Source organism: Rhodococcus sp. 06-235-1A, assembly GCF_002258785.1.
In the GTDB taxonomy this organism is placed as follows: domain Bacteria; phylum Actinomycetota; class Actinomycetes; order Mycobacteriales; family Mycobacteriaceae; genus Rhodococcoides.
Map to the genome: position 1 here is coordinate 121,941 of NZ_NOYI01000013.1, position 25,182 is coordinate 147,122.

General features: G+C 64.0%; 20 protein-coding genes and 1 tRNA gene. 11 read left to right on the top strand and 10 right to left on the bottom strand.

The genetic code is table 11. The features are described 5' to 3' along the window. Positions 1 to 71: 71 nt before the first annotated feature. Together CH275_RS13650 and CH275_RS13655 are read right to left on the bottom strand one after the other, a co-directional pair. Complete coding sequence (locus CH275_RS13650; protein ID WP_256991013.1) at positions 72 to 1,025, bottom strand: ABC transporter substrate-binding protein; 954 nt, start codon at positions 1,023 to 1,025, stop codon at positions 72 to 74. A gap of 41 nt (positions 1,026 to 1,066) precedes the next feature. Further along, entirely contained in the window at positions 1,067 to 2,755 is a 1,689-nt protein-coding gene (locus tag CH275_RS13655; RefSeq protein WP_094678912.1) for a nitroreductase family deazaflavin-dependent oxidoreductase, read from the bottom strand. A 113-nt stretch (positions 2,756 to 2,868) separates the two neighbouring features. Here CH275_RS13655 and CH275_RS13660 point away from each other — a divergent pair, with 113 nt between their 5' ends. Further along, complete coding sequence (locus CH275_RS13660) at positions 2,869 to 3,462, top strand: TetR/AcrR family transcriptional regulator (protein ID WP_256991014.1); 594 nt, start codon at positions 2,869 to 2,871, stop codon at positions 3,460 to 3,462. Positions 3,463 to 3,554: 92 nt separating this feature from the next. Beyond that, positions 3,555 to 5,174, top strand: a complete 1,620-nt coding sequence (locus CH275_RS13665; RefSeq protein ID WP_094679250.1) for an MFS transporter — start codon at positions 3,555 to 3,557, stop codon at positions 5,172 to 5,174. Here the strand turns inward: CH275_RS13665 and CH275_RS13670 are convergent. The 3 genes from CH275_RS13670 to CH275_RS13680 all read right to left on the bottom strand — a co-directional run bounded on the left by CH275_RS13670 (position 5,167) and on the right by CH275_RS13680 (position 7,702). After that, on the bottom strand, positions 5,167 to 6,063 hold the full coding sequence (locus CH275_RS13670) for a glucose 1-dehydrogenase (RefSeq protein WP_094678913.1): 897 nt from the start codon (positions 6,061 to 6,063) through the stop codon (positions 5,167 to 5,169). The two genes, CH275_RS13665 and CH275_RS13670, sit on opposite strands and share 8 nt — an antisense overlap. 153 nt (positions 6,064 to 6,216) lie before the next feature. Further along, complete coding sequence (locus tag CH275_RS13675) at positions 6,217 to 6,579, bottom strand: STAS domain-containing protein (RefSeq protein ID WP_094678914.1); 363 nt, start codon at positions 6,577 to 6,579, stop codon at positions 6,217 to 6,219. Positions 6,580 to 6,772: 193 nt separating this feature from the next. Beyond that, on the bottom strand, positions 6,773 to 7,702 hold the full coding sequence (locus tag CH275_RS13680) for an aldo/keto reductase (protein ID WP_094678915.1): 930 nt from the start codon (positions 7,700 to 7,702) through the stop codon (positions 6,773 to 6,775). A gap of 156 nt (positions 7,703 to 7,858) precedes the next feature. Between CH275_RS13680 and CH275_RS13685 the strand changes: the two genes are divergently transcribed. From CH275_RS13685 to CH275_RS13715, 7 genes are read left to right on the top strand one after another with little or no spacing between them, the layout of a single operon-like run. After that, entirely contained in the window at positions 7,859 to 8,875 is a 1,017-nt protein-coding gene (locus CH275_RS13685) for a LacI family DNA-binding transcriptional regulator (RefSeq protein WP_094678916.1), read from the top strand. After that, a complete protein-coding gene (locus CH275_RS13690) occupies positions 8,872 to 9,879 on the top strand; it encodes a 2-hydroxyacid dehydrogenase (protein WP_094678917.1) in 1,008 nt (335 codons plus the stop codon). The genes CH275_RS13685 and CH275_RS13690 overlap by 4 nt, the downstream gene beginning before the upstream one ends. After that, on the top strand, positions 9,876 to 11,093 hold the full coding sequence (manD, locus tag CH275_RS13695) for a D-mannonate dehydratase ManD (protein ID WP_094678918.1): 1,218 nt from the start codon (positions 9,876 to 9,878) through the stop codon (positions 11,091 to 11,093). Before CH275_RS13690 ends, manD begins: the two co-directional genes overlap by 4 nt. Positions 11,094 to 11,097: 4 nt before the next feature. Continuing rightward, a complete protein-coding gene (locus CH275_RS13700) occupies positions 11,098 to 12,615 on the top strand; it encodes a mannitol dehydrogenase family protein (protein ID WP_094678919.1) in 1,518 nt (505 codons plus the stop codon). 54 nt (positions 12,616 to 12,669) lie between these two features. Then, complete coding sequence (locus tag CH275_RS13705) at positions 12,670 to 14,034, top strand: MFS transporter (protein ID WP_094678920.1); 1,365 nt, start codon at positions 12,670 to 12,672, stop codon at positions 14,032 to 14,034. A 6-nt stretch (positions 14,035 to 14,040) separates the two neighbouring features. Beyond that, positions 14,041 to 14,979 (top strand): sugar kinase, encoded by a 939-nt coding sequence (locus CH275_RS13710; RefSeq protein WP_094678921.1) that lies wholly within the window; start codon positions 14,041 to 14,043, stop codon positions 14,977 to 14,979. A 26-nt stretch (positions 14,980 to 15,005) separates the two neighbouring features. Next, positions 15,006 to 16,055 carry an L-idonate 5-dehydrogenase gene (locus CH275_RS13715; RefSeq protein WP_256991015.1) on the top strand — a complete coding sequence of 350 codons (1,050 nt, stop codon included), beginning with the start codon at positions 15,006 to 15,008 and terminating at the stop codon, positions 16,053 to 16,055. Between the two features lie 12 nt (positions 16,056 to 16,067). On the opposite strand, the gene CH275_RS13720 is transcribed toward CH275_RS13715, so the two are convergent. Next, positions 16,068 to 16,598, bottom strand: a complete 531-nt coding sequence (locus CH275_RS13720; RefSeq protein WP_256991016.1) for a giguanylate cyclase — start codon at positions 16,596 to 16,598, stop codon at positions 16,068 to 16,070. Positions 16,599 to 16,782: 184 nt separating this feature from the next. Between CH275_RS13720 and CH275_RS13725 the strand changes: the two genes are divergently transcribed. Further along, positions 16,783 to 17,703: an alpha/beta hydrolase gene (locus CH275_RS13725; protein ID WP_094678924.1), complete on the top strand. Its 921-nt coding sequence runs from the start codon at positions 16,783 to 16,785 to the stop codon at positions 17,701 to 17,703. Here the strand turns inward: CH275_RS13725 and CH275_RS13730 are convergent. Next, positions 17,697 to 21,827, bottom strand: coding sequence for a bifunctional nitrate reductase/sulfite reductase flavoprotein subunit alpha (locus CH275_RS13730; protein WP_094679251.1), 4,131 nt, complete (start codon positions 21,825 to 21,827; stop codon positions 17,697 to 17,699). The genes CH275_RS13725 and CH275_RS13730 overlap by 7 nt on opposite strands. A gap of 260 nt (positions 21,828 to 22,087) precedes the next feature. Here CH275_RS13730 and CH275_RS13735 point away from each other — a divergent pair, with 260 nt between their 5' ends. Next, positions 22,088 to 23,281 carry a L,D-transpeptidase gene (locus CH275_RS13735; RefSeq protein WP_094679252.1) on the top strand — a complete coding sequence of 398 codons (1,194 nt, stop codon included), beginning with the start codon at positions 22,088 to 22,090 and terminating at the stop codon, positions 23,279 to 23,281. Between the two features lie 19 nt (positions 23,282 to 23,300). Here CH275_RS13735 and CH275_RS13740 read toward each other — a convergent pair whose 3' ends face one another. From CH275_RS13740 to orn, 3 genes are all read right to left on the bottom strand, one after another. Next, positions 23,301 to 24,053: a M23 family metallopeptidase gene (locus CH275_RS13740; RefSeq protein ID WP_094678925.1), complete on the bottom strand. Its 753-nt coding sequence runs from the start codon at positions 24,051 to 24,053 to the stop codon at positions 23,301 to 23,303. A gap of 316 nt (positions 24,054 to 24,369) precedes the next feature. After that, positions 24,370 to 24,445 (bottom strand) — tRNA-His (locus tag CH275_RS13745). Between the two features lie 77 nt (positions 24,446 to 24,522). Beyond that, positions 24,523 to 25,134 (bottom strand): oligoribonuclease, encoded by a 612-nt coding sequence (orn, locus tag CH275_RS13750; RefSeq protein WP_094679253.1) that lies wholly within the window; start codon positions 25,132 to 25,134, stop codon positions 24,523 to 24,525. Positions 25,135 to 25,182 lie beyond the last annotated feature (48 nt).

Below are 25,182 nucleotides of genomic sequence, written 5' to 3' on the forward strand. Positions count from 1 at the left end.
GTGGCCTGTGTCACTTGTCGCCTGGAGGAATTCGAGTCCACCCCGTCCGACGGGTGTCGGACGAGCGAAGATCAACTTGGATCGTAGAGCTCCTCCACCAAGCCGAGGGCCCACAGGGCTGTCAGTGGGCCGCCGTCGTTGGTGAACTTGTCGGTCCGCACGATGCGGTCGCTACGCACAGCCGGTAATCCGGTCCAGAGTGGGTTGGTGTTCATCGCCTGCAGATCCTCTTCCGACGTGATAGCGGCGATCATCGCCATGGCGTCGGATGCGGCGGTGACGTTCTCCGGTCCGTATTCGATCTCCGGCGCGGCGGCGGTCCAGGCAGATCCGAAGCGGGCTCCCACATCCTCCAGCGCAATGGAGGTGACCCGGTCGCGTCCTATCGAGATCCCGCCTTGCTCCGATGTGCTGATCGGCAGGACGACGGTATCGGCGATCTCATCGGCGTACTGCGTCGTGAGTTCGGTTACGCGAGTCGCATATTCATCGATCAAGACCCGACCGTCGTCCTGCAGATTCAGTGCCGCGCCGATCGTTGTCACGTCCTGCTGCCAGCTGACTCCGGTGCCGGTGGAGCCCACCGGCAGCACCGGCGCGATCGCACTCAACTGGTCGTAGATTTCTTCGATCACCTCGTCGCGGCCGATGATCAGGTCCGGATCGACGCGTGCGACCGCCTCGAGGTCGACCGTGTTTCGCGGGTACAGCTCGGGCACTCCGTCTGCCAGCAGCATCCTGGTGGGCTCGGTCAGAGGGCCGGGAATTTCCGGCGGGGCCTCGGTTTCCACCGGAATCCCGACGATGGGCAAGTCGAACGCCAAGGCGATGTCGAGGTCGCGTCGTCCGTCGATCACGACGACCGACTCGATTCGATCCGGTACGTCGACGGTGCCGAACTGCGTGGTGACCGCGTGGGTCGCCGAGTTCGTGGCCGCCGGCCCGGTGTCCGCACTGCAGGACGAGACCAGGGACGCAGCAAGAACCGCGCCGAGGGCTACGGACAAGTGGGGGAGTGACTTCACAACTTAAGTAAACCAAACCTAAGTCAATGGTGAAGAGTCGGTCAATCGTCGTACTCGACTCGCACCGACACCGGGTCGGTCTGGAGCGCTCGGAAGCCCGCGCCGATGAGGCGTCCGAGCACCGGATTGTTCGAGAAGGATCGCGCTCGGAGGGCGACGTCGTCGTCGGGCACGAACGTAGCTGTGCCGGTGCGCCATCGACTGCCCACGCGAATTCGGATTTGGGGCTCGTCGGCGATGTTGGCTCCCCAGCCGGATCGGGTTCCGTGCTGGGAGATCAGCCATGCTCCGGTCTCGTCGAACACTGCCGACACCGGTACCTGCCTGCGCATGCCGGACTTTCGCCCGACGGTCTCGATATCGGTGACCAGGGAGGTTCGGACGCCGATCGACGTGAGTCCGTTGACGACCGGATTCGCGATGTGCTTGCCGATCCAGCGCTCGCGGCGGAACTTCGTCACTGCGGCCGACGTGTCCGTTCGAGCGGAGCTGCGGCGACTGCGAAACGCGTCCCATCCGTTTCGCTGCACCATCGTCGCCGCCGTCCGCCAGGCCGGACGACTCGAATTCGGCTGCCGCCCAGCGCCGATCAGTTGCAATTGGTCGGTGTGCCACTGTAGGTCGAGAGCTCCGTTGATCTGCTTGAACGCACTTGCCTTCGAGGGGAGTCGAAGAGCTACCCGCGGCGACTCGACGCGATCGAGCGTGCCGTCGACGAGGGAGCCGGCGACTGCAGGGGCGAGCGCAGTCGGGCGTCCGAGTCCGACCATGTCGCATTCTCTCGATCGGACGGCCGCATTCATGACCGATCGGGTGCGGAATCCTCCGGTCACGGCCAACGGAACTGCTCCGGCGGCCTCGCGCACCGTGCGTGCGTACTCCAGGAAATACGCCTCGCGATCTCGGGTGCTCGCAGTGCCCATCATCGCGGGTGATTCGTAACTGCCACCGCTTATTTCGATCAGATCGATCGATTCCCGAACGAGATGCTCGACGGTGATACGCGATTCCTCTTCGCTGAACCCTCCGCGCTGGAAATCTGCCGAATTCAGTTTGATGCCCAGCGCGAAGCTCGGGGACACCGCTGACCTGATGGCGCGGACGATCTCGAGCACAAATCTCATTCGCCCGTCGAGATCGCCGCCCCAGGCATCGTCACGTTTGTTGGACAACGGCGACAAGAACTGAGACACCAGGTAGCCGTGCGCGCCATGGATCTGGACGCCATCGAAGCCGGCCGTCTCGGCCACGGCCGCTGCGGTGGCGAATCGGTCGATGATGTCGCGGATCTCGTCCTCGCTCAGCGCCCGCGGTGCCGGAATTCCCGGAATATTGGGGGCAATGGCGGACGGCGCCACGGGCTTGGTGCGGGTGACGATCGGGTTGGCTTGTCGGCCCGGGTGATTGAGCTGCATCCAGATGGGTGCACCGCCGTCGGACGTCGCTTTCGCCCATCGCGCAAGGGCATCGCGGTCGCGGTCGTCTTCGATGACCACATTGCCGGGTTCGCCGAGGTGGGATCGGTCGACCATCACGTTGCCGGTCACCACGAGTCCGTAGCCTCCGGCGCCCCACTGGCGGTACAGCGTTTCGAGGCGAGAGTCGGGTCCATGCTCGGCTGTTGCCAACCCCTCGCTCAACGCCGACTTCATTACGCGATTCGGCAGGATCTGCCCGCAGGCGAGTGGAAGTGGGCTGCTCAGATCGACGACGTCGGTGTCGGGGGACATGGCGTTGCTCCGATTCCGGTGGGCTGGAAGCTATGCTGAACAGCATAGACACTTCGACTGTAGATGTAACTCGATGTTACGTCAATCATGTGTCGTGTTCGGAAGGGATTCGGATGGCGAATCGAAGCAGCGCTCGCGACGACATGTTGCGCAGCGCCGCGCACCTGTTCCGGCGGCGCGGCGTGGAAGCCACGTCGCTGGCCGACGTCATCGATCACGCGGGCGCGCCGCGTGGCTCGATCTACCACCACTTTCCGCGCGGAAAACCTCAGTTGGTGGAGGAGGCGACCCGTACCGCAGGAGCCACCATGAGCGCGATGATCTCGGCTGGCCTGGCTTCGGCCGGTCCGTCGGCGACCGTGCGGGCTATTCTCGACGGATTTCGAAGCGAGCTGCTGGCCACCGATTTCGTTGCGGGGTGTCCCGTCGCACCCGCGGCGCTCGAGGGGCTGCATGCGCCAGGTGCCGTGGTCGCGGCAGGTGAGTCGTTCTCGTCCTGGGAGGACGTGATCGCGGCGTCCCTGTGGCAGCGCGGTGTGACCCGTGAGCGATCGTACGCGTTGGCGACATTCGCGATCGCCGCCATCGAAGGTGCGTTGATCGTCGCCAAGGCGCAGAGGTCCACCACTGCGTTGGACCGAACGGAGGGAGAGCTGTTGGGCCTGCTCGAGGCGGTGTTGGACGCGGCGCGCGCTCCTCGGTCGTGAAGCCGCATTCACCGACCCTGTTGCTATAACGCGAAGTTACAGTTACTTTCCTTTCGAGAACTATGCCGATCGGCATAGTCGAAGGGATTCTCATGTCGCTGCCTACAACCTCCCGTCATCGAGCAGATGCGTCGCCGAGCAGTCGGCGATACCTGGCGCTGCTCGTCATCTGTATTGCCGAGTTACTTGTCGTTCTGGACAACACCGTCGTCAACGTGGCACTGCCCTCCATGGGGTTGCAGCTACGAGCGGATATGAGCGGCCTTCAATGGGTGGTCGACGCCTACACGCTGACGTTCGCGGGTTTGCTGCTCGCGTTCGGTCACCTCGGTGATCGCTACGGCCGCAAGAAAATCATGATTTTCGGGCTGGCCGGTATCGCGATCATGTCGGTCGGCGGAGCTGTCGCCGCCGATCTGGGGCAGGTCGTCGCAGCTCGAGCGGCAATGGGAGTGTGTGCGGCCGCGGTGTTTCCGGCAACCCTCGCGCTGATCATCAATATTTTCACCGACGCCAAGGAGCGGGCGCTGGCCATCGCAGCCTGGACCGCCATGGCAGGCTTCGCGATCGCGATCGGCCCTACCGCGGGTGGCTTTCTGCTCGAGCACTTCTCGTGGCACTCGGTGTTCTGGATCAATGTTCCCGTGGCACTGCTGGTTCTGGTGGCCGCCGTCTGGTGTGTCCCGGAATCGCGGGCGGAGCACGTCGGCAAATACGATCCGTTGGGGATCGCTCTGTCGTTGACAGGCGTCACCGTGCTGGTCTGGGCGATCATCGAAGCACCGCACAACGGATGGTTGTCTGCGACGAGTGTCGTTGCTTATGTTGCCGGTGCAGTCGCCCTTGCTGGGTTCGTCTGGTGGGAGCTTCGGACACCATCCCCGGTGCTCGACCTAAATCTGTTTCGGAACAGGCGATTCTCGTTGCCCGCCTTGGCCATTGCCGTTGCGTACTTCAGTATGTTCGGCTTTCTGTTCATGATCACGCAGTACTTCCAAGGGGTGATGGAGCTGACGCCGCTGCAGTTCGGCGTTCACTCGTTGCCCTTCGCAGTGTCCATCGCGATCGGCGCACCATTGGCAACGATGATCGCGCAACGTATCGGAACCACCGCTGTGATCGTCTTCGGGTTGGTGGTGATGAGTATCGGCATGTTCATCGCGGGTCAGGTGAAGGTCGAAACCCCTTATTTGGGACCGGTCGTGGTGTCGATGGTCCTGATGGGTCTCGGTTTGGCAATCGTGCAGGGCCCGGCCACCGAATCGATCATGTCTTCGGTGTCGCTCGACGAAGCAGGTGCGGGCTCTGCGGTGAACGACACCACCCGCGAAGTCGGCGGAACGCTCGGAGTTGCCGTGCTGGGATCCATCGTCGCGTCGATCTACACCGCTCAGGTGAGTCCGAAGATCGACGCGATACCCGACGCGATCATGGAGCCGTACCAAAAAGCATTCGCTCGCGAGACGGTTCTCAGCGTCATCGAGATCGTGAAAGCACCCACCAACCCGATCTTCGCGACGCAGAAGGCCGACCTGATCTACGCGATGAAAGCTGCTTGCCTGGAAGGCTTTCAGCTCGCATCGTTCGTCACCGTCGGAGCTGCCATGGTGTGCGCCGTTGCCGTCGCACTCTTTCTACCGTGGCGACGCCCCGAGGGTAGCGGTGTGCTTCTGGCGTGGCGCGAACCCAAGGACGCCGACGGGCTCAGTTGAAGGGCGTTCCGCCGGTGACGGCGATGGTCTCGCCGGTGATGTAGCTCGACTCGTTCGATGCCAGGAACACATAGGACGGAGCCAACTCGGCCGGCTGGCCCGGGCGTCCGAGCGGTACGGTCTCACCGAACTTCTCGTACTTCTCGGCCGGCATCGTCGCGGGAATGAGCGGCGTCCAGATCGGGCCGGGTGCAACAGCATTGACACGGATGCCGCGCTCTGCGAGATCGCCGGCGAGGCCCTTGGTGAAGGCCACGATTCCCGCCTTGGTCGTCGCGTAGTCCAGCAGTTCCGGAGAGGGATTCGACGCCTGAATCGAGGTCGTGTTGATGATCGTCGACCCTGCGTCCATGATTTCGGCAGCGCGTTTCGAGATCCAGAACAAGGCGTACAGGTTGGTCTTGAGTACCCGATCGAACTGCTCGGTGGTGATGTCGGCGATTCCGCCCATCTGAGCTATCTGGAAAGCGGCGTTGTTGACGACGACATCGAGCCCACCGAGTACCTCGGACGCGGTGTCCACCAGTCGAACACATTGAGCTTCGTCGGTGAGATCGCAGGCGATCGCCCTGCCCGCACGGCCTGCACCTTCGATCAGGTCGACCGTGGCCTGAGCGTCGGAACCCTCGGATTCGAGGTGCGCGATCACGACATCGGCCCCTTCCCTGGCGAATGCCAGTGCGACCGCACGTCCGATTCCCGAGTCGCCGCCGGTGACGAGGGCCTTGCGGCCGAGCAATCGTTCCGATCCGCGGTAAGAGTTTTCGCCGTGATCGGGTGCCGTGACCATGTCGCTGGTCAGTCCGGGGTGATCGAGGCGACCCTGCTCGGCGCGATCGGGCATCGGGAATGCTGTGGTCGGGTCATTTTTGCTGAACTGGTCGGACATTGTCGATCCTTGCCTCGGTGTGCGTGAAATGCTCCACGCGGCAAGACGAACAAGCCGCTTCGGTTCAGTGGAGACGACATACAGCTCCCTGCTGACCGGAGTCGCTGTCCTCCTCGGGTTTGCCGAATCGGGCCGACCGCAAACCTCCACCGGTCATGCAGCGCGCGGATCCGCCACTGTGGACACCGCGCCCAGTGCGTCGAGAACGATGCGCGCGGGCCGCGTCGGAGCGAAGACCTCGAGGCGGCCTGCGCTGCGGTCGGCGGCGTCGAGGATCACGCATGCTGCGCCCGAGTACATGAAGGTGACCGCCGACAGGTCAAGTAGCACTACGGTTTCGCCGCGCAGGGCAGCGTCGAGGGCCTGTGCCAGATCGGCACGAGACGACAATTCGAGATCGCCTGTCGCGCGGACGACAGTCAGGCGCGGAGAGTAGAGCTCGGTACTGATCGAGTAGCGAGAATTGCCGCGATCGGCGGAGGCGAGGTGGGACTCGAAGTGGTCGGTGACAGTCACGGTGCGAACCTCTCAGTTCGGATGGCCTAACGACCGACACGCGCTGGGTGGAACCCGAGGGCTACAGGTTCCGATGCATGCCGTGCGGTAATCCTGACAGCGCAACGTCACCGAATCGAGGCCGCATCATCACGGAGTGATAGCTAGTCGATAACGATGAGGTAACGGCAGATGTGACGCGGCTGAGCGTCGTTCAGGGCAGCGCGTGGCCCGCAGTCCGGAACAATCGGTACCATTCCGGCCTGGTCAGACGGATGTCCGAACCCCGGGCGGCCTCGATGACGCGATCGGGATTCGTGGTACCGAGCACCACCTGGATGTTCGCAGGGTGTCGGGTGATCCAGGCTGTGGCGATCGCCGACGGAGTCGAGCCGTGCACCTCGGCGATCTCGTCCAGCGCGTCGTTGAGTTCGGGATAGTTCTTCCGGTCGCCGACGAACACCCCGGATGCCGTGCCGCTCTGCAGGGGCGACCACGCTTGCAGGGTGATGCCGCGCGCTCTCGTGTAGTCCAACAAACCGTTGTCGCGGTCGATCGACTGATTCTCGGTGCCCATGTTGGCGGTCAAGCCCGCCGCGATCAACGGCGAGTGCACGATGCTCAGCTGCACCTGATCGAACAGGATCGTTTGCGTCACAGCTGTTTTCAACAGCTCGATCTGACCTGGTGTGTGATTGGAGACGCCGAAGCCCACGACCTTGCCCGACGCGTGCAGCTCGTCGAACGCCGCTGCGACCTCATCGGGTTCGACCAGGGCATCCGGTCGGTGCAGCAACAGTGTGTCCAGATGCTCGATGCCGAGGGCCTTGAGGGAACTCTCCACAGTGGTGACGATGTGATCCTTGGAGAAGTCGAACCAGCCCTCGCGAATGCCCACCTTGCTCTGAATGCTGATGCGCTCGCGCTGCGACGGGGTCAGTGTCACTGCATCGCCGAATCGCTTCTCGCACGTGTGCGGGGCCCCGCCGTAGATATCCGCATGATCGAACACGGTGACGCCCACGTCGAGGGCTGTGTCCACCAGTCTCCGAATCCGATCGTCGTCCAGATCGGCGATGCGCATGAACCCCAGCACGATGCTCGAGACGTCGGTCCCGGTGTGGGGGAGGGGGAAGGTGCGCACCGTGGATCTCCTGTTCTTCGGTGAAGCGGTCGGGTCGAGTCTGTCAAACCCGTCCGCACGTACCGGCACGGCACGGCTTGCGCAAGGTATTGACAACATTGCGCAACATCTGCAATCGTTGTGTTCGGCATCACAACCAACACCCCGAGGTGAACCATGGCACCGACGCTCACGCAGGTCGCACAGCGAGCAGGAGTATCCCTGTCGACGGCATCGCGCGCGTTCAGTAATCCGGACCGCATCGGTGCCGACACGCTCGCCCGGATCATCGCGGTCGCCGACGACATCGGCTACGTGGCGGCCTCGGGTCGATCGTCGGACACTCGCGTTGCTGCGACCACCGTCGCGGTCGTGGTACCCGACATCGGCCACACCGTCTTCGCGAGCTTCGTCAAGTCCGCGCAGGCCCAGGGCTGGCATCGCAGGCAGACCATCGTTCTGACCGACACCGACGGGAGCGCCGACCGTGAGCGTGAGGTGATCGGCGAGCTGCAGGGGCGCGTCGACGCGCTGATCGTCTGTGCGCCGCGACTCCCCGCCCAGGACATCGTGCAGCTGGCAGGCGACACCCCGCTGGTGCTCGTCAACCGGTCCTCCGACGAATGCGATTGCGTCGTTGCCGATTCGGAGGACGGAATTCGGCAAGCCGTGGACTACCTCGCAGCTCTCGGTCACTCGCACCTCGCGTACGTCCAGGGATCGCCGCGATCCTGGTCCAACGAGCGACGGGTCGACGCCGTCGAACAGTTCTGTGCTGCACGAGGAATCGTGTTGGACGTACTGGGCTGGCAGCAGGAAACCCTGGCGGGTGGTCACGCCGCCGCCGCCAGCGTCGTCGCAACGGGAGCCACCGCGGTCATGACCCACAACGACCCCATGGCCATCGGAGTCATGAACGGAGTCCGGTCGATGGGTCTCGCGGTTCCCGAGGATCTCAGCGTCATCGGAATCGACGATTCGCCCCTCGCGGAACTCGCGCATCCCGCTCTGACGAGCATCAGCGTCCCGATGGGCCGCGCAGGCCTCGTCAGCTCCGATCTGGTGTTCCAACGTGCAGCCGAGCCCGATTCGCCCGCGCGCACGATCCACCTCCCCACCCAACTCGTGGTCCGCGCCTCGTCCGGCCCTGTCCACGACCGCACTCTCACTCCAGGAAAGGACGATCCGAAGTGAAGGTCGTCATCGCAGATTCCAACCTGCTGCCCCATCGCGCCCGATTCGAGGATCGCGTCGCCTCCGACATCGAACTGTCGTGGCACGACAAGTTCGACGTCGATGCGATTGCCGCCGACATCGCCGACGCCACCGTGTACGTCGGCGGGAAGTTCCCGGCCGCACTGGCCGAGGCATCGCCGGAGCTGCGGTTGGTGCACGTCGCAGGAGCAGGCACCGACGGTGTGGCCTTCGATGCGCTGAGCTCGCAGACACTGGTGGCCAACACCTTTCACCACGAGCGTTCGATCGCCGAGTACGTTGCCGCCACCGCGGTGGTGCTGCGCCGTGGATTTCTCGAACAGGACCGGCAACTACGGGAAGAGCGATGGGCGTCGCCGGTGTACGACCGGACGCTTCGGCAGTCCAGCTCGCTGGGTTCGGCCACCGTCGGATTCGTGGGCTTCGGCCACATCGGCGCGCAGTCCTGGGCACTGCTGCGGGCGTTCGGCTGCACCGGAATCGCGGTCACCGGCCGCGGATCGGTGAATGCCGCCGAGAACGGATTGGCCTGGGCTGCATCGACCGATCGCCTCTTCGATCTGATGACCGAGGCAGACGTGGTCGTGGTGTCCGCGCCGCTGAACGAGCACACCACCGGCATGATCGGCGCCACCGAACTTGCAGCCCTCGGATCCGATGGTGTTCTGATCAACGTCGGACGCGGCCCACTCGTGCACCAGGACGCACTGTACGAGGCGCTCTCGACCGGATCGCTCGGCGGTGCCGCGATCGACGTCTGGTACGACTACCCCTCGGCCGACGGTATCGGTGCGCCCTCGCCGCGTCCGTTCCACACGCTGCCGAACATCCTCATGACGCCTCACTCGTCCGGCATCACCGGTGAGACCTTCCAGGGCAGGGTCGACGACATCACCGCCAACATCGGTCGACTTGCAGCGCACCAACCACTGATCAATGTCGTTGCAGGCGAAAACTTCACGGTAGAGGCAGCGATCTCGTGACCGACAGGATCATCGCTGCCGATGTGATCGTCTGCAGCCCCACCCGCAACTTCGTCACCCTCAAGGTGACCACCGCAGACGGCGTCGTCGGCTACGGCGACGCGACATTGAACGGCCGGGAACTCGCGGTGGCGTCGTACCTGCGGGATCACGTCGCTCCGCTGCTCATCGGGAGGGACCCGGCGCGCATCGAGGACACGTGGCAGTACCTCTATCGCGGTGTCTATTGGCGTCGCGGGCCGGTGACGATGGCCGCCATCGGCGCAGTCGATCTCGCGCTGTGGGACATCAAGGGCAAAACGCTGGGGCAACCGGTGTTTCAGTTGCTCGGTGGAGCCGTCCGAGACCGCATTCTCTCGTACACCCATGCCACCGGTTGGGATACCTCGGAACTGATCGACTCCGTCGACCGGCGTCGGGCACAGGGCTTTCGCGCCGTGCGTGCCCAGTCGGGAGTTCCCGGACTCGACTCGGTGTACGGCGTGCACCGCGGAGCGCAGGGATACGAACCCGCGGGGCGCGGCGCACACCCGGTCGAGGAAGTGTGGGATACCGACGCCTACCTCAATCATGTACCCGGCGTATTGGCAGCGGTACGTGAACACGTCGGATCCGAACTGAAACTGCTGCACGACGCGCACCATCGATTGACTCCGCAACAGGCTGCGCGACTGGGCAAGTCGCTCGAGGACGTCGACCTGTTCTGGCTCGAGGACGTCACGACCGCCGAGGACCAGAGTGCCCTGCGGCTGGTGCGCCATCACACCACGACCCCGCTCGCCATCGGTGAAGTGTTCAACACCATCTGGGATTGCCAGCAGCTGATCTCCGAGAAACTGATCGACTTCATTCGTGTCGCCATCGCGCATGCCGGCGGCATCAGTCATGTGCGCAAGATCTTCTCGCTCGCCGAGGTGCACCAGGTTCGCTGCGGGCCACACGGACCGTCCGACGTCTCGCCGATCACCCTCGCCGCGAGTGTGCACCTGGGCATGGCGACGCCCAACTTCGGGATTCAGGAATTCATGGGCTACGACCCGCTGGTCGACGAAGTGTTTCCGCACGCATGGTCGTTCGCCGACGGCTATCTCACCCCGGGTGATTCGCCCGGTCTTGGAGTGGACATGGACGAATCGTTGGCGGCGAGGTACCCGTACGAGCCTGCGTATCTACCGGTTGCGCGTCGCCTCGACGGCTCCATGACGGACTGGTGACGAAATGAGTGACTCGAGACTGTCTCGTTCGGCACTCGCCGGCTCCGGGCTCGCCCCCACACGGCCGGACGGGACCGGAATCGTGCACCTGGGCCTGGGAAACTTCCACCGCGCACACCAGGCCGTGTACACCGCCGCCGCACTGGCGGAAGATGGCGGACGCTGGGGAATACTGGGAGTGGCCAACAGATCTCGGACGGTCACCGATGCCATGCTCGCGCAGGATCTGCTCTACGGGGTGGTCGAGATCTCTCCGTCCGGCTCGCGCGTGAGTGTGCCCGGAGCGCACACCGGAGTCATGGTTGCGGCGCACGACCCCGCTGCCGTCGTACGGGCCATCGCCGACCCGGAGGTCAAGATCGTCACGATCACCGTCACCGAGCTCGGCTATACGTTCTCGCCCCTGACCGGAGCGCTGGACCTCGAATCGACTGCAGTGCAGCACGATCTGGCCCAACCGGACGCGCCGACGACGACCGTGGGACAGCTCGCCCGAGCGTTGACGGTGCGGGCTCGAACTCACGGATGTCCGATCACGGTGGCCAGTTGTGACAACCTGCTGGGCAACGGCGACCGCACCGCTGCCCTCGTGCGTCAATTCCTGGTCCGATGCGGCGCGGACGACGTGCTCGACTGGTTGAACACGTCGGTGACGTTCCCCAACTCCATGGTCGATCGCATCGTCCCGTCCAGCAGTGAGTCGTACGACGCCGAGTCCACCGCCCGTTTGGGCGCAGCCGACGCCATCGCCGTCCCGGCCGAGCCGTTCACGATGTGGGTGATGGAGGACAGCTTCGTTGCGGGTCGCCCCCGCTGGGAAGCCGGCGGTGCCGTTTTTGCCCAGGACGTCGAACCCTATGAGCTGATGAAGGTACGGCTGCTCAACGGAACACACTCTCTCATCGCCTATCTCGGCGCTCTCGACGGCTGCTCGACCATTCCGGATTCGATCGGACGGCCGTTCGTCGAGGCCGCGGCGCGAGCGGTACTCGTCGACGAATACCTCCCCACCGTGCCCGTTCCGGACGACGTGGACATCGAGGACTACATCGCTCAGCTGTTCGTGCGGTGGTCCAACTCCGCTCTGGGCCACAGAACCGCACAGGTCGGTTCCGACGGCTCGGCGAAGCTTGCGCAGAGAATCCCGACCCCCGCGCTGTACCATCTGCGCAATGGTGTTGTACCGCAGCATCTCTCGTTGACATTGGCAGCATATCTGTGCTGCGTGTGCCCTCCCGAAGGTTTCGATCCCGGCCCGCACGCACGTGCGATGGCCGACCCAGCACGTGCGCGATTGGCAGGACTTGCCGCCTCGGCAGCGTCCAGTGAAGATGTCGTTCGATCGGTACTCGAACGCGGCGACATCCTCCCCGTCGAATTGGCCGAGTTTCCCGAATTCATCACACGCACAGCGGAATTGATGGATACTGTTGTCCGTCACGGTCCGATGGCAGCAGCCGTCGAAGCGGCGAGTTCTTCGCTCCGCCCTGTCGTCACAGCATCCCGGGCCACACTCGACTGACCTCCTTCTCCTTCCTTCGTTCGGCTCAGGCCGTAACTTCACCCGAGGACAACCATGGACACGACCACAGAACCGTCGGATTCTCCCAGAATCGCGCCGGCCAAGCATGATCCGACCGCGGTACGACGCGCGGCGTGGGCCGGCCTCATCGGCACCACGCTCGAGCAGTACGACTTCGTCATCTACGGCACCGCGTCGGCGCTGATCTTCAACAAACTGTTCTTCCCCAACATCTCTCCGGCCGCAGGGATCATCGCCAGCTTCAGTGCCTACGCTGTCGGATTCCTCGCTCGTCCGCTGGGCGGACTGTTCTTCTCTCGCTACGGTGACCGCCTGGGTCGCAAATGGGTGCTCGTGGCGACGCTGATGCTGATGGGTGGCGCCACGATGGCCATCGGACTGCTACCGACATTCGAGCAGGTAGGGCTGCTGGCCCCGGTGTTGCTGGTGCTGTGTCGGTTCTTCCAAGGGTTCGGCGCGGGAGCCGAACAGTCAGGTGGCGCAACTCTTCTCACCGAGACTGCCGAAATCGGCAAACGTGGCCGATTGGCTGCCCTCGTCATGACCGGCGCTGCGCTCGGCACCGCGCTCGGTGCCATCGCCTGGATTCTGGCCCAGTTGCTCCCGGACGACCAACTGATGTCCTGGGGCTGGCGGATGGTGTTCCTCAGCAGCATCCTGGTCACCATTGCCGCGTTCATCATCAGGCGCAAGCTCAACGAGTCCCCGGTCTTCCAGGAACTCAAGGCGGCCCAGGAACGCCCCAAGGCACCGGTGAAGGAAGTGTTCGCCAACGGAAAGCGGCCGCTGTTCATCGTCATGTTCATGACTGTCGGCATCAGTGCACAGTCCTACACGTACCAGGTGTTCATGGCCTCGTACATGAAGAACGACATCGGAGTGGACCCCACGTTCATCCCGAAGGTGTTGCTCATCGGAGCCATCTGCGGCGGCATCGCGGCCTGGGGCTTCGGATGGCTCTCGGACAAGGTGGGTCGCAAGCCGGTGTACATCGGCATCGTCAGCCTGCTCGTCGTCCTGCCGATCCCGACCTTCATGGCACTGAACACCGGCTCGCACACGTTGATCACCCTGGTGATGATCATCGGATTCATCCTGGCGTGCCAGGGCGCAGTCGGTGTCACGATGAGTTACTTCCCCGAGATGTTCGGAGCCCGATACCGTTACGCCGGAGTGACATTGGGCCGGGAGTTCGCCTCGGTGTTCGGCGGCGGCATCGCGCCGCTGCTGTGTGCGGCTCTGATCACCGCGTTCTCCGGATCCTGGGTTCCCGTCGCCGTGTACATGATGATCATGGCGATCTCGGTGCTGGTGGCCGCGTCGTTCGCTCCGGAAACCCGAGACAGGGACCTGACCGATCCGGCCAACGCCACCGATCCAGGATCGGTCAAGGTCTGATCTGCGGTGTCGGTACTGACGTTCGGCGAAACCATGGCTCTGACCACCGCCCATGACACGGGCCCACTCGCACACGTGTCGACGATGCGGCTGGGTATCGGAGGAGCAGAATCGAATTTCGCAATAGCACTGCGCCGGTTGGGAGTTCCGGTCACCTGGGTGGGCCGAGTGGGTTCGGACAGCCTGGGTGATCGGGTGGCAAGGGAACTGTACGCCGAACGAGTCGACGCGCACGTCGTTCGTGACCCCGAGGCACCCACCGGCCTGATGGTGAAAGAACGCCGTACCTCCGCGTCGACTCGGGTCTGGTACTACCGAGCGGGGAGTGCAGGTTCCCACTTTCGTATCGGTGACATCCCGGAGGCACTCTGGGACGGGGTCACTGCGCTGCACGTCACCGGAATCACCCCGGCGCTGTCCGATACAGCGTGCACAGCAACGCTGTTCTACGTCGAGCGAGCCCGCGAGCGCAACATCTCTGTATCGTTCGATCTGAACTACCGCCGGGCGCTGTGGACGAAAACCGAAGCGGCACCGGTATATCGACAGATCATCGAGCAGGCCGACATCGTGTTCGCCGGTATCGAGGAGGCAGCCATCGCAGTCGACGACGGCACGCCCTCCGAGCTGGCGCAGCGCTTGTGCGAGCTCGGCACGGACGAGGCCGTCATCAAGCTGGGCGACCGCGGCGCACTGACACGGGCCAGGGGCATCGAATACGCCTGCGCTGCAGTGTCGGTGGGCGTGGTCGATTCCGTGGGCGCAGGAGACGGCTTCGTGGCCGGCTACCTGGCCGAACGGCTCGCCGGTGCACCGATCGACGAGCGGCTGCGAACGGCAACGACCGTGGGTGCCTTCGCGTGCACGGTCCCGGGCGACTGGGAAGGTATGCCCCGCCGAGACGAACTCGACCTACTCACCTCCGAGGAGGCGGTCACCCGATGATTGAGAACGGACGGACGAGTACCACCATGACCGAAGCGCCAAGGATTCCCGAGAGCACCGTCGCCCTGATCGCCCATGCCGCCGACGATCTGCGTCTCGACACCGTCGCAGTGACACCCGCGGCACCGGACGAGGCGATCATCGCCATTGCCTACGGCGGGATCTGCGGGTCGGACCTGCACTACTGGCAGCACGGCGCAGTAGGCCAATCCGTGCTGAAGGCACCGATGCGGTTGGGTCACGAGGCGTCCGGAACCGTGGTTCGGCGCGCCGAAGACGGCAGCGGTCCCAACGAGGGCACCCCGGTGACCGTCCATCCGGCCACGCCCGGCGGAACGGGTGCGAAGTACCCGGCCGATCGTCCGAACCTGTCGCCAGGATGTCGGTACATGGGAAGCGCGGCGCAGGTGCCGCACAACGACGGGCTGTTCATCGGACACGTCGCTGTCCCGACGCGAATGCTTCGAGTACTGCCACCGACGCTGGACCTGAGAATCGCGGCGCTGGCCGAGCCGGCGAGCGTCGCCTGGCACGCTGTCGAACGCGCCGGCGACGTCCGGGGCTCGACCGTCCTCGTCATCGGTACCGGCCCGATCGGTGCACTCGTCGTGGCGGTGGCCGCGCGGGCGGGTGCGGAGCACATCGTCGCGGTCGACCTGCAGGATTACTCGCTCGAAGTGGCACGTGCACTCGGTGCGCACCGGACGATCGATGCTCGCGACGGCGTGGCGATCGCCTCCGTCGAGGCAGACGTCACGTTCGAGTGCTCGGGTAATCACCGCGGTCTGGCGTCGGCGATCAACGGCACCATGCGCGGCGGCCGCGTGGTGATGGTGGGGCTACCCCCGGCCGGTGATCAGCCGGTTCCGGTGTCGTCGGCGATCACGCGCGAGATCGACCTCGTCGGTTCCTTCCGGTTCAACGACGAGATGGACGACGTCATCGAGGCATTGGCCGACGGTTCCCTCGACGTCGGAGCGGTCGTCACGGCCGAATATCCCGTCACCGAGGCGCTCGACGCCTTCGCGGTCGCCGCTGACGCATCGCGATCGAGCAAAGTGCTACTGACGTTCTGACCGACTGCCGCACTACTCGAATTCGAGACGCATCGATTGCGTCGTTGCCTGCAGCAACAGGGCGAATCCGGTGAGGGAGATGACGATCGGAGCCCACAGCACCACCGCCACGAACGTGTCCACTCCGCGCTCGACGACGATGTAGACCGCGACGATCGTCGTGCCGAGCAGGCACATGAGAACGTGCGTGGCCAGCCGCCACTTGTCGAAGAAGAAGCCCACCAGCATGCCGATGGGAATGAGGAATGCGCACTTGCCGAGAGTGACCTCGGGCGCGAAATCTGCCGTGATGGTGGCACCGAAAATCGCGAGGTTTGCGATGACGACGAAGGCGAACGACTGCCTGAGCGTCGGCCACGGACCGAACCACCAGAACGCACCCATGACGTATGCGGCGATCATGCACGTCCACTGCACGATCGACGGAATGGTTGTCGTGGCACCGTAACCGAAGGCGAGCTCGAGGGTCACGACCACGGCCATGGCGAGCGCGGCAGCGGACACGATGCGTTTGACCGCCGTGGTCAGGGCGAGGCTGGTCATCACGCCGACACACCATTGATAATGCTCGTTCGATCTCGTCATGGCGCGAGTCACATCAGACCCCTTCGTTCTCGGTCGGCACTCGATTCAAGCACAGCGGCCACGGCCGGCGTTCGTGTTTGCCGAAGTAACAGGAAGGCGCGAGGACCGGCCTTCCGACCGCTCCGTGGGCTATCGTCTGCTCATGAATCCAGCGCCGGGGGGCCCTATCCCAGATCGCTTCGACGTCACGTTCGATTCTCGTGGTGAGACCTGCGCGGCGTGGCTCTATGTTCCGACCGGTGTACACCCGGCACCGGTGATCGTCATGGCGCACGGCCTCGGTGGTACTCGGGAAATGCGACTGGACGCCTACGCGGAGCGCTTCCGCGCCGCAGGGTATGCCTGTCTGGTGTTCGACTATCGCTACTTCGGGGCCAGCGGAGGCGAGCCACGACAGTTGCTCGACATCGAATCGCAGCTGCAGGACTGGGCGTCGGCCATCGCCCATGTCCGGTCTCGTTCGGATGTGGACACCTCTCGAATCGTGCTGTGGGGGTCGTCGTTCGGCGGTGGCCACGTCATCGTCGCCGCCGCCCGCGATCAGCAGGTCGCGGCAGTGGTCTCGCAGTGCCCGTTCACCGACGGAATTGCATCGGGACTCGCATCGAACACCTGGACGTCGATGAAGCTGACCGGACGGGCCCTGGGGGATCTGGCGGGATCGGTGATCGGGCGACCGCCGTCGATGGTGAACACTGCCGGGCGACCCGGGACGACCGCACTGATGACCTCGCCCGACAGTTATGACGGCTACCTGGCACTCGCGCCGGACGCCGACGACACGTTCCACAACCGGGTCGCCGCCAGAGTGGCGCTGCAGATCGTGCGGCACCGGCCCGGGCGTCGGGCCATGGACGTCCGCTGCCCCATTCTGTTCGTCGTCTGCGAGACGGACTCGGTCGCGCCCGCGAAGGCCACACTGCGCTACGCGCGGACCGCTCCACTCGGAGAGATCAAGACCTACGACGCCGGTCATTTCGAGATCTACCTGGGCGATGCGTTCGAGCGCGTGGTTGCGGACCAGATCGAATTCCTGACTCGCACGGTTCCACCGACTCAGTAGACGTCCCGGACGTAGCGCTTTTCCGCAGCCAGGGCTTTGACGTAGGCCTCGGCGCTGCTCGGAGCGAGCTTGCCGTGTTGGGCCACGACGCCCTTCAGCGCGGCATCGACGTCCTTGGCCATTCTGGATGCATCGCCGCACACGTAGAAGTGGGCACCGCGATGGATCCAGTTCCACAACTCGGCCCCGTGTTCGCGCATCCGATCCTGGACGTAGACCTTGTCTTTCTGATCGCGCGAGAACGCGACGTCCAGTCGGTTCAGCGAACCGTCGCCGAGCATCTCCGTCAGTTCGTCTCGGTAGTAGAAGTCCGTGTCGGCGTGCTGCTCACCGAAGAACAGCCAATTGGGACCGGTGTGCCCGAGTGCACGACGCTCGTGCAGGAACGCGCGAAACGGAGCGACACCGGTACCCGGGCCCACCATGATCATCGGGGTGTTCGGATCGTCCGGCGGTTTGAAGTGCGAGGTCTTCTGCACGAATATCCCCACTTCGTCGTTCGAAGCATGGTCGGCCAGGTAGGTGGAGCAGACGCCGCGCCGGGGGACTCCGTGCACGTTGTAGCGCACAGCAGAGACTGTCACCTGTACCTCGTTGGGATTCTCCTTCGGACTCGACGAAATCGAGTACAGCCGTGGCTGCAATGGTTTGAGAACTCCCAACCAGTCGGTCACCGATGCCCGAACCGGATGTGCAGCAAGCACATCGATCGACTGGCGACCCCACATCCAATCGAACAGCGCGTGCTTGTTGTCGGGATGTAGCATCGCCTCCAGATCGTCGTCCGCAGTCCGTCGATGGACGAACTTCAGTAGATCCGGTGTCGCACGGGCGATCTCGAGGTGACTGCTCAGTGCCGTGCGCAGAGACATCGAGCCGTGTCCCGCGAGATCGACGGCTTCGTCGCTGTCCAGGCCGGTGGCCTCGAGCCACTCGTCGACGTAGGCGTCGCTGTTGCGCGGCCATACTCCGAGTGCGTCGCCGACCTCGTACTCGAGGGTGCCGTCGGGCAGATGGAATCCGAACTGGCGGACATCCTTGATGGATCCGCGGGCAGTCAGTACCCGATTGCGTACAAGAGTGGTCACCAGTGGTGACTTCTTGCTGTACCGTTCCGGCTCCACTCGTGGCTGCGGAACGATGCGCTCGGTGGACTCCACAGGTGCTTCGGCGGTGGTGTTGTCATCGCGCCGGAGCCGGTCGACCACCGCGTCCAGCCATGCCGCGGCCTCGCTCTCGTAGTCCGGTTCGCAATCGACTCGCTCGAGCAGTCGCTCGGCACCCAACTCGGCGAGGCGTTCGTCCATCCTGCGCCCGTGACCGCAGAAGTCCGCGTAGCTCGAGTCTCCGAAAGCCAATACGGCGTAACGAGTTCCGGAGAGCTTGGGGGTCGACTCGGCGACGAGGCTGTCCCAGAACGTCGCACCGTTGTCGGGTGCTTCGCCGTCACCGGTGGTACTGCTGACGATCAGCACATCGGCTTCGGCCGGCAAGCGATCGACGGTGAACGTATCCATCGAGTGTTCGATGATCGTCAGGCCTGCTCCCCGGAGATGGGAGAGGCAGGACTGGGCGTACTCCTCGGCTGTGCCGGTCTGCGAGGCCCAGAGCAGCAGTACCGGCCGCCCCGGAGCAGCGGTCTCGGCCGACATGCCGGAGGTAGCACCGTGGGTGTCGGGTCGACGCGAAAACAGGCCCGCAAGAACGCCGTCGAGCCATGCGTGGGTCTCGGGGGACAGGGGAGTCTGCGACGGGAGTGTCGGCGTTCCCGCTGCGCTGCGGCCCGCCTCACTGCCCAGACCTTCGAGAAGTCCTGCGATGTAACGCTGCTCGATCGTGGTCAACGGTTCCGAAGGGCGTGCAGGACGGCCGACGATCGTGGCGAGTGCGTCGACCGGATCGGTCGCACCGTCGTCGCCCATGGGTGACGCCTTCTCTGCTGCCGCAACTCTGGTGAGCGTGACGGCACACGCCTTGAATTCGGGTTGCTGAGAGTACGGATCGATGGCGTCGTTGGTGACGGCATTGATGGCGAGGTTCTCGCCGAACTCGTCGTTCCAGTGGAAGGGCGCGAAGCAGTTGCCCGGGAGCACTCGATCGGTGACGACGGCAGGAAGAACTGCTCGGCCGCGACGGGACGCGACCTCGACACTGTCGCCGTCGACCACCCCGAGTCGGTCGGCATCGAGGGGGTGCACCTCGACGAACGGGCCGGAATCGAGCTTGTTGAGCTTTGCGACCTTGCCGGTCTTGGTCATGGTGTGCCACTGGTGTGGAAGGCGACCGGTGTTGAGCAGGAACGGGTAGTCGTCGTCGGGCATCTCCGCAGGCACCATGCTCGGCCTGGCGAAGAACTGGGCCCGACCGCTCGGGGTGGGGAAGGACAGTGCCGGAATCGATCCGTCCTCGCATACACGTTGTCTCTGGCTGACCCCGTCGTTGAGGTAGCGGATCGGGCTTCTGGTGGCTGTTCCATCGGGTGGACACGGCCACTGGAGTGGATTCTCGCGCAGGCGCTCGTAGGTGACTCCGCGAATGTCGTAGCCGGTGTCGGGGTTCCAGAATTGCTTGATCTCCTCGAACACCTCCTCGGCGCTCGTGTAGGTGAAGGCCTCCGAGTATCCGAGCGCGCAGGCCATGTCGGCGATGATCTTCCAGTCCGGCAATGCGCCGCCCGGTGCCTCGACTGCCGGTTGGAACAGCGTCAGGTTGCGCTCGGAATTGACCATCACACCCTCGGCTTCCGTCCACAGGGCAGCCGGCAGCACGACATCGGCATATCCGTTGGTTTCGGTGTCGGCGAATGCATCCTGGGTGATCACCAACTCGGCGCGCTCGAGGCCGTCGATCACGGTCGTTCGGTTGGCCACCGACGCAACGGGATTGGTGCAGATGATCCAACAGGCCTTGATCTCGCCTGCGGCCAGCTTGGAGAACATCTCGATGGTCCCGCCGCCGATGTCGGTGCGCAGGGTTCCGCGCGGGACGCCCCATCGATCCTCGACGAATTCACGATCGGCGTCGTTGACCACCGACCGTTGCCCCGGCAACCCCGGGCCCATGTAGCCCATTTCCCGTCCGCCCATGGCGTTCGGTTGCCCGGTCAGAGAGAAGGGTCCGCTACCCGTCCTGCAGATGGCGCCGGTGGCGAGATGCAGGTTGCACAGCGCGTTGGTGTTCCAGGTTCCGTGGGTCGACTGATTGAGTCCCATGGTCCAGCAGCTCATCCAGTTCTTCGCAGCACCGATCATCTCGGCCGCACTACGGAGGTCCTTCTCGTCGAGACCCGTTGCAGCACAGACCTTCTCCGGGGTGTACTCGGCGAGGAACTCCGGCATCGCGTCCCACCCGTCGGTGAACTCCGTGATGAACTCGGGGTCGATGTCGCCGTTCTCCACGATGAGTGCGAGCAACCCGTTGAGCAGGGCGAGGTCCGATCCCGGCTCGAGCTTGAGGTGCAGGTGTGCCTTGTCCGCGGTGGCGGTACGGCGCGGGTCGACGACGATCAGCGTGGCACCGGCCTTGACCCGGTCCATCATCCGCAGAAACAGAATGGGATGGCAGTCGGCCATGTTGGACCCGATGACGAGGAAGACGTCGGCATGGTCGAAGTCCTCGTAGGACCCAGGTGGTCCGTCGGCACCCAACGATTGCTTGTATCCGGTTCCCGCACTTGCCATGCACAGCCGGGAGTTCGACTCGATCTGGTTGGTGCCGATGAACCCCTTGGCCAGTTTGTTCGACAGGTACTGAGCCTCGATCGACATCTGTCCTGACACGTACAGGGCGACTGCATCGGGGCCGTGTTCGTCGATGATGGTTCGGAGCCGCAGTGCGGTGTCGTTGATCGCAACCGCGGTGTCCATGCTCTCCGGGCGCTCGCCGCGGCGGTGCCGAACCCGAGCCTTGTCGAGCCGCCCGGGACCGGCGAGCATGTCCGCTGTGGTCGTTCCCTTGGTGCAGAGGCGGCCGAAGTTGGCCGGGTGAGACTTGTCGCCGACGGACTTGGTGACGACGGGCCTGCTCGAGCTCGCATCGGAGGACGTGGAAAGGCCGCCGACCTGGAGCACCATGCCGCAACCCACGCCGCAGTACGCGCAGAGCGTCTTCACCGTGGTGACCATGGGTTCCACAGTGCCCGGCCCAGGGTGCGCGGTCATTACACGTCAGTTAGCCGGATATGACGTTGTCCTCACCATGCTCCGCCGGATCGGGTGAAGTTGTGCTCCGGTGTGCGTCGGTGCCGGTCGGGAGGTAACACGAACTTTCTGCTTCGCGATTGGTACTCGAACGTTATTCATCGAACGGGCTGTCGACTGGAGTGTCCGATTTTCCGCTGGCACAATCGTCCGGGTCGGGCTCGAAGTGGGAAGTGGTGTGGTTCATGAGGGTGTATCGCGGATTCGTACTCGCCGCGGTGGGAGTGGTTGCTTCGGTGGCAGTCCTGTCGGGATGTAGTTCTGCATCGGACATCTCCGAACCGTCGGTGCCGATCGATTCCAACCCGATGACCGAGCTGATGAAGCCGAAGCTGACCTCGAGCGTCCTCGACGGAGCCGTCGGATTCTCGCCGGCGGACTCGGTGACCGTCTCGGTCGCCGACGGCAAATTGTCCTCCGTGACGATGCTCAACCCGGAGGGCGAGCCGGTCTCGGGCGCGATTTCGCCCGACGGATTGTCGTGGACCAATACCGAACCGCTCGGCTACGACCGCGAATACCGCGTCCAGGCCGACGCGTACGGACTCGGGGGAGCGTCGAGCACGGTCACCAGTTTCACCACCAGCCAGCCCGGAAACTTCACCAAGCCCTACGTACTGCCGAACCCCGGCGACATCGTGGGTATCGGGCAGCCCGTCGCGGTTCAGTTCGACGAACCGATCACCGACAAGATTGCCGCGCAGAACGCGATCACCGTCACCACGACGCCGGCCGTCGAAGGCGCGTTCTATTGGGTCAACAACAAAGAGGTTCGTTGGCGACCACAGAACTACTGGGCACCCGGCACCAAGGTCGACGTGGCGGTGAACGTGTACGGGCGTGACCTCGGTGACGACATCTACGGTCAGGAGAACGCGACGACATCGTTCACGATCGGTGATGCCGTCATCGCCACCGCCGACGACAACACCAAGCAGGTGACGTTCAACGTCAACGGCCAGGACGTCATCACCATGCCGACGTCGATGGGCAAGGACAGCACCCCGACCGACAACGGCGTCTACATCATCGGTGACCGTTTCGAGCACCTCGTGATGGATTCTTCGACGTACGGCGTGCCGGTGAACTCGTCCACCGGATACCGAACGCCCGTCGATTGGGCGACGCGAATGTCCTACAGCGGCATCTTCTTCCACTCCGCACCGTGGTCGGTGGGGCAACAGGGGTACTCGAACGCCTCGCACGGTTGCCTGAATCTGAGCCCCACCAATGCCAAGTGGGTCTACGACAACACCAAGCGCGGCGACATCGTCGTCGTGAAGAACACCGTCGGTGGAACGCTGTCGGGTACCGACGGCCTCGGTGATTGGAACATCCCGTGGGACGAGTGGAAAGCGGGCAACGCCACCACGGTCTGATCGGTTTCGATCGGGTGGATCAGCTTCGATCGCGGGTTTGATACAGCGAAGGATCGATCCCGAGTGTCTTCAGATACGCCACCGGTTCGATGCTCGAGCCGTTGTTGCGTACCTCGAAGTGCAGATGCGGTCCGGTCGAGTTTCCGGTGCTGCCGACTGCGCCGAGTACGTCTCCCGGTGCCACCTGGTCGCCGACCGACACCGCGAGGCTGGACTGATGGCCGTAGTAGGTCTCGGTGTTGCCGCTCTTGACCCGGACGAGCTTGCCGTAGCCGTCACCCGCGTCTCCGGCCTGAACGACGGTTCCGCCGGTCACCGCATGGATGGGGGTCCCGCTGTCGGCGGCGAGGTCCACGCCCTGGTGGTACTGCGCGCCGTTGCCGGTCGGGTTGTTGCGTCCGCCGTAACCCGAGGTGATGCGGTATTTGCCTGCGTCGATCGGGAGCACTGCGCCGCCGAGACCGACTGTCGGCGCTGCGGTCGGGAGTTCGATCTCGGGCAGGTCGGGAGTGGCTTCGGCCTCGGGTGCCGTGAGCACGTCGCTGTCGAGAACGATGGCTGCGACCTGGTTGATGAGGACGCCGGTGGCGTCGAGCACGGCGGCGAGAATCGCGGCCCGTTGCTGGGCGTCCGGCTGGGGGATCGGGATCTGAGGTAGTTCGATCGTGGGTTGAGCGGTGGCCACCGCTGGGCTGAGCAAGCCGGTTGTGCCGATGCACAGTGCTGCCGACAAGATCGAACCCGCTATGACTCTGTGCAATCTGCGACCCACTGAAAAGCCTCCTCGTCTCTGCCCGCCGCACACCCGTCGGATGGGTGAGAGCTGGGCGTCGAACATGTTCGGTGACGCTTCGGGGCACGCTGAACTCACGTAGCAGAAAACACATGAATCACATTGGTACTTTTCTTCCCCAAAAGTGCCAATAGTTACCGTACGTCACATCAACCCCGCAGGAAACCTGAAAGTTGAATTACAACAACGTAATTCGAGGTCAGGGTGGATGCGGGGACCCCAGTGAGGGTGTGGGGGACGGTGAAATGAGCGCACGAAAAAGACCGGCCTCACGAGGAGACCGGCCTTGTTCGTATGGGGTGAGTGACGGGACTCGAACCCGCGACACCCAGGATCACAACCTGGTGCTCTACCAGCTGAACTACACCCACCATGTCCACATCAGCAGAACCGTTTCCGGCTCTCCATCAGCAGCGTCGACAATACTAGCGGGTTGAATCCGCGGTTGCTAATCCGCCCCCGGTTGCGTGTCGAGATCCTGAATAACGGCCGCGATGTCGCTGGTAGACGGACCCGGCGGAGCCACGAAGGCCGTCCGGCGGTAGTACTGCAGTTCTTTGATCGACTCCTTGATGTCCGCGAGGGCGCGGTGTGCAAGGCCCTTGGCCGGCTGTCCGTAGTAGATCCGCGGGTACCACCGTCGGGAAAGTTCCTTGATCGAGCTGACGTCGATCATTCGGTAGTGGAGGTAGGTGTCGAGCGCGGTCATGTCGCGAGAGATGAATCCACGATCGGTCCCGATGGAGTTTCCCGCGAGCGGAACGGTTCCGGCCACCGGGACGTGCTCCTTGATGTACGCGAGCACACGCTGCTCGGCCTCCTCCAGAGTCACCGTCGACGCGCGCACCTCGTCGGTCAAGCCCGACTTGGCGTGCATGTCGGTGACGACGGCAGGCATGTTCGCCAACGCGTCGTCGTCGGCGTGGATGACGATGTCGACACCCTCCCCGAGGATGTTGAGCTCGCTGTCGGTCACCAGCGCCGCAATTTCGATCAGCTTGTCCTTGCTCAGGTCCAAGCCGGTCATTTCACAATCGATCCACACGAGTTTGTCCTGCACGCGCTCCACACTAGTGCGAGCTGCGATGCCGCTAGGGTTTGCGGTGGC

Bases quoted from the DNA above. Each gene is read 5' to 3' on its own strand.
- CH275_RS13655 (WP_094678912.1), bottom strand. From the start codon at position 2,755: ATGTCCCCCGACACCGACGTCGTCGATCTGAGCAGCCCACTTCCACTC.
- CH275_RS13660 (WP_256991014.1), top strand. From the start codon at position 2,869: ATGGCGAATCGAAGCAGCGCTCGCGACGACATGTTGCGCAGCGCCGCG.
- CH275_RS13665 (WP_094679250.1), top strand. From the start codon at position 3,555: ATGTCGCTGCCTACAACCTCCCGTCATCGAGCAGATGCGTCGCCGAGC.
- CH275_RS13670 (WP_094678913.1), bottom strand. From the start codon at position 6,063: ATGTCCGACCAGTTCAGCAAAAATGACCCGACCACAGCATTCCCGATG.
- CH275_RS13685 (WP_094678916.1), top strand. From the start codon at position 7,859: ATGGCACCGACGCTCACGCAGGTCGCACAGCGAGCAGGAGTATCCCTG.
- CH275_RS13700 (WP_094678919.1), top strand. From the start codon at position 11,098: ATGAGTGACTCGAGACTGTCTCGTTCGGCACTCGCCGGCTCCGGGCTC.
- CH275_RS13705 (WP_094678920.1), top strand. From the start codon at position 12,670: ATGGACACGACCACAGAACCGTCGGATTCTCCCAGAATCGCGCCGGCC.
- CH275_RS13715 (WP_256991015.1), top strand. From the start codon at position 15,006: ATGACCGAAGCGCCAAGGATTCCCGAGAGCACCGTCGCCCTGATCGCC.
- CH275_RS13720 (WP_256991016.1), bottom strand. From the start codon at position 16,598: ATGACCAGCCTCGCCCTGACCACGGCGGTCAAACGCATCGTGTCCGCT.
- CH275_RS13725 (WP_094678924.1), top strand. From the start codon at position 16,783: ATGAATCCAGCGCCGGGGGGCCCTATCCCAGATCGCTTCGACGTCACG.
- CH275_RS13730 (WP_094679251.1), bottom strand. From the start codon at position 21,827: ATGGTCACCACGGTGAAGACGCTCTGCGCGTACTGCGGCGTGGGTTGC.
- CH275_RS13735 (WP_094679252.1), top strand. From the start codon at position 22,088: ATGAGGGTGTATCGCGGATTCGTACTCGCCGCGGTGGGAGTGGTTGCT.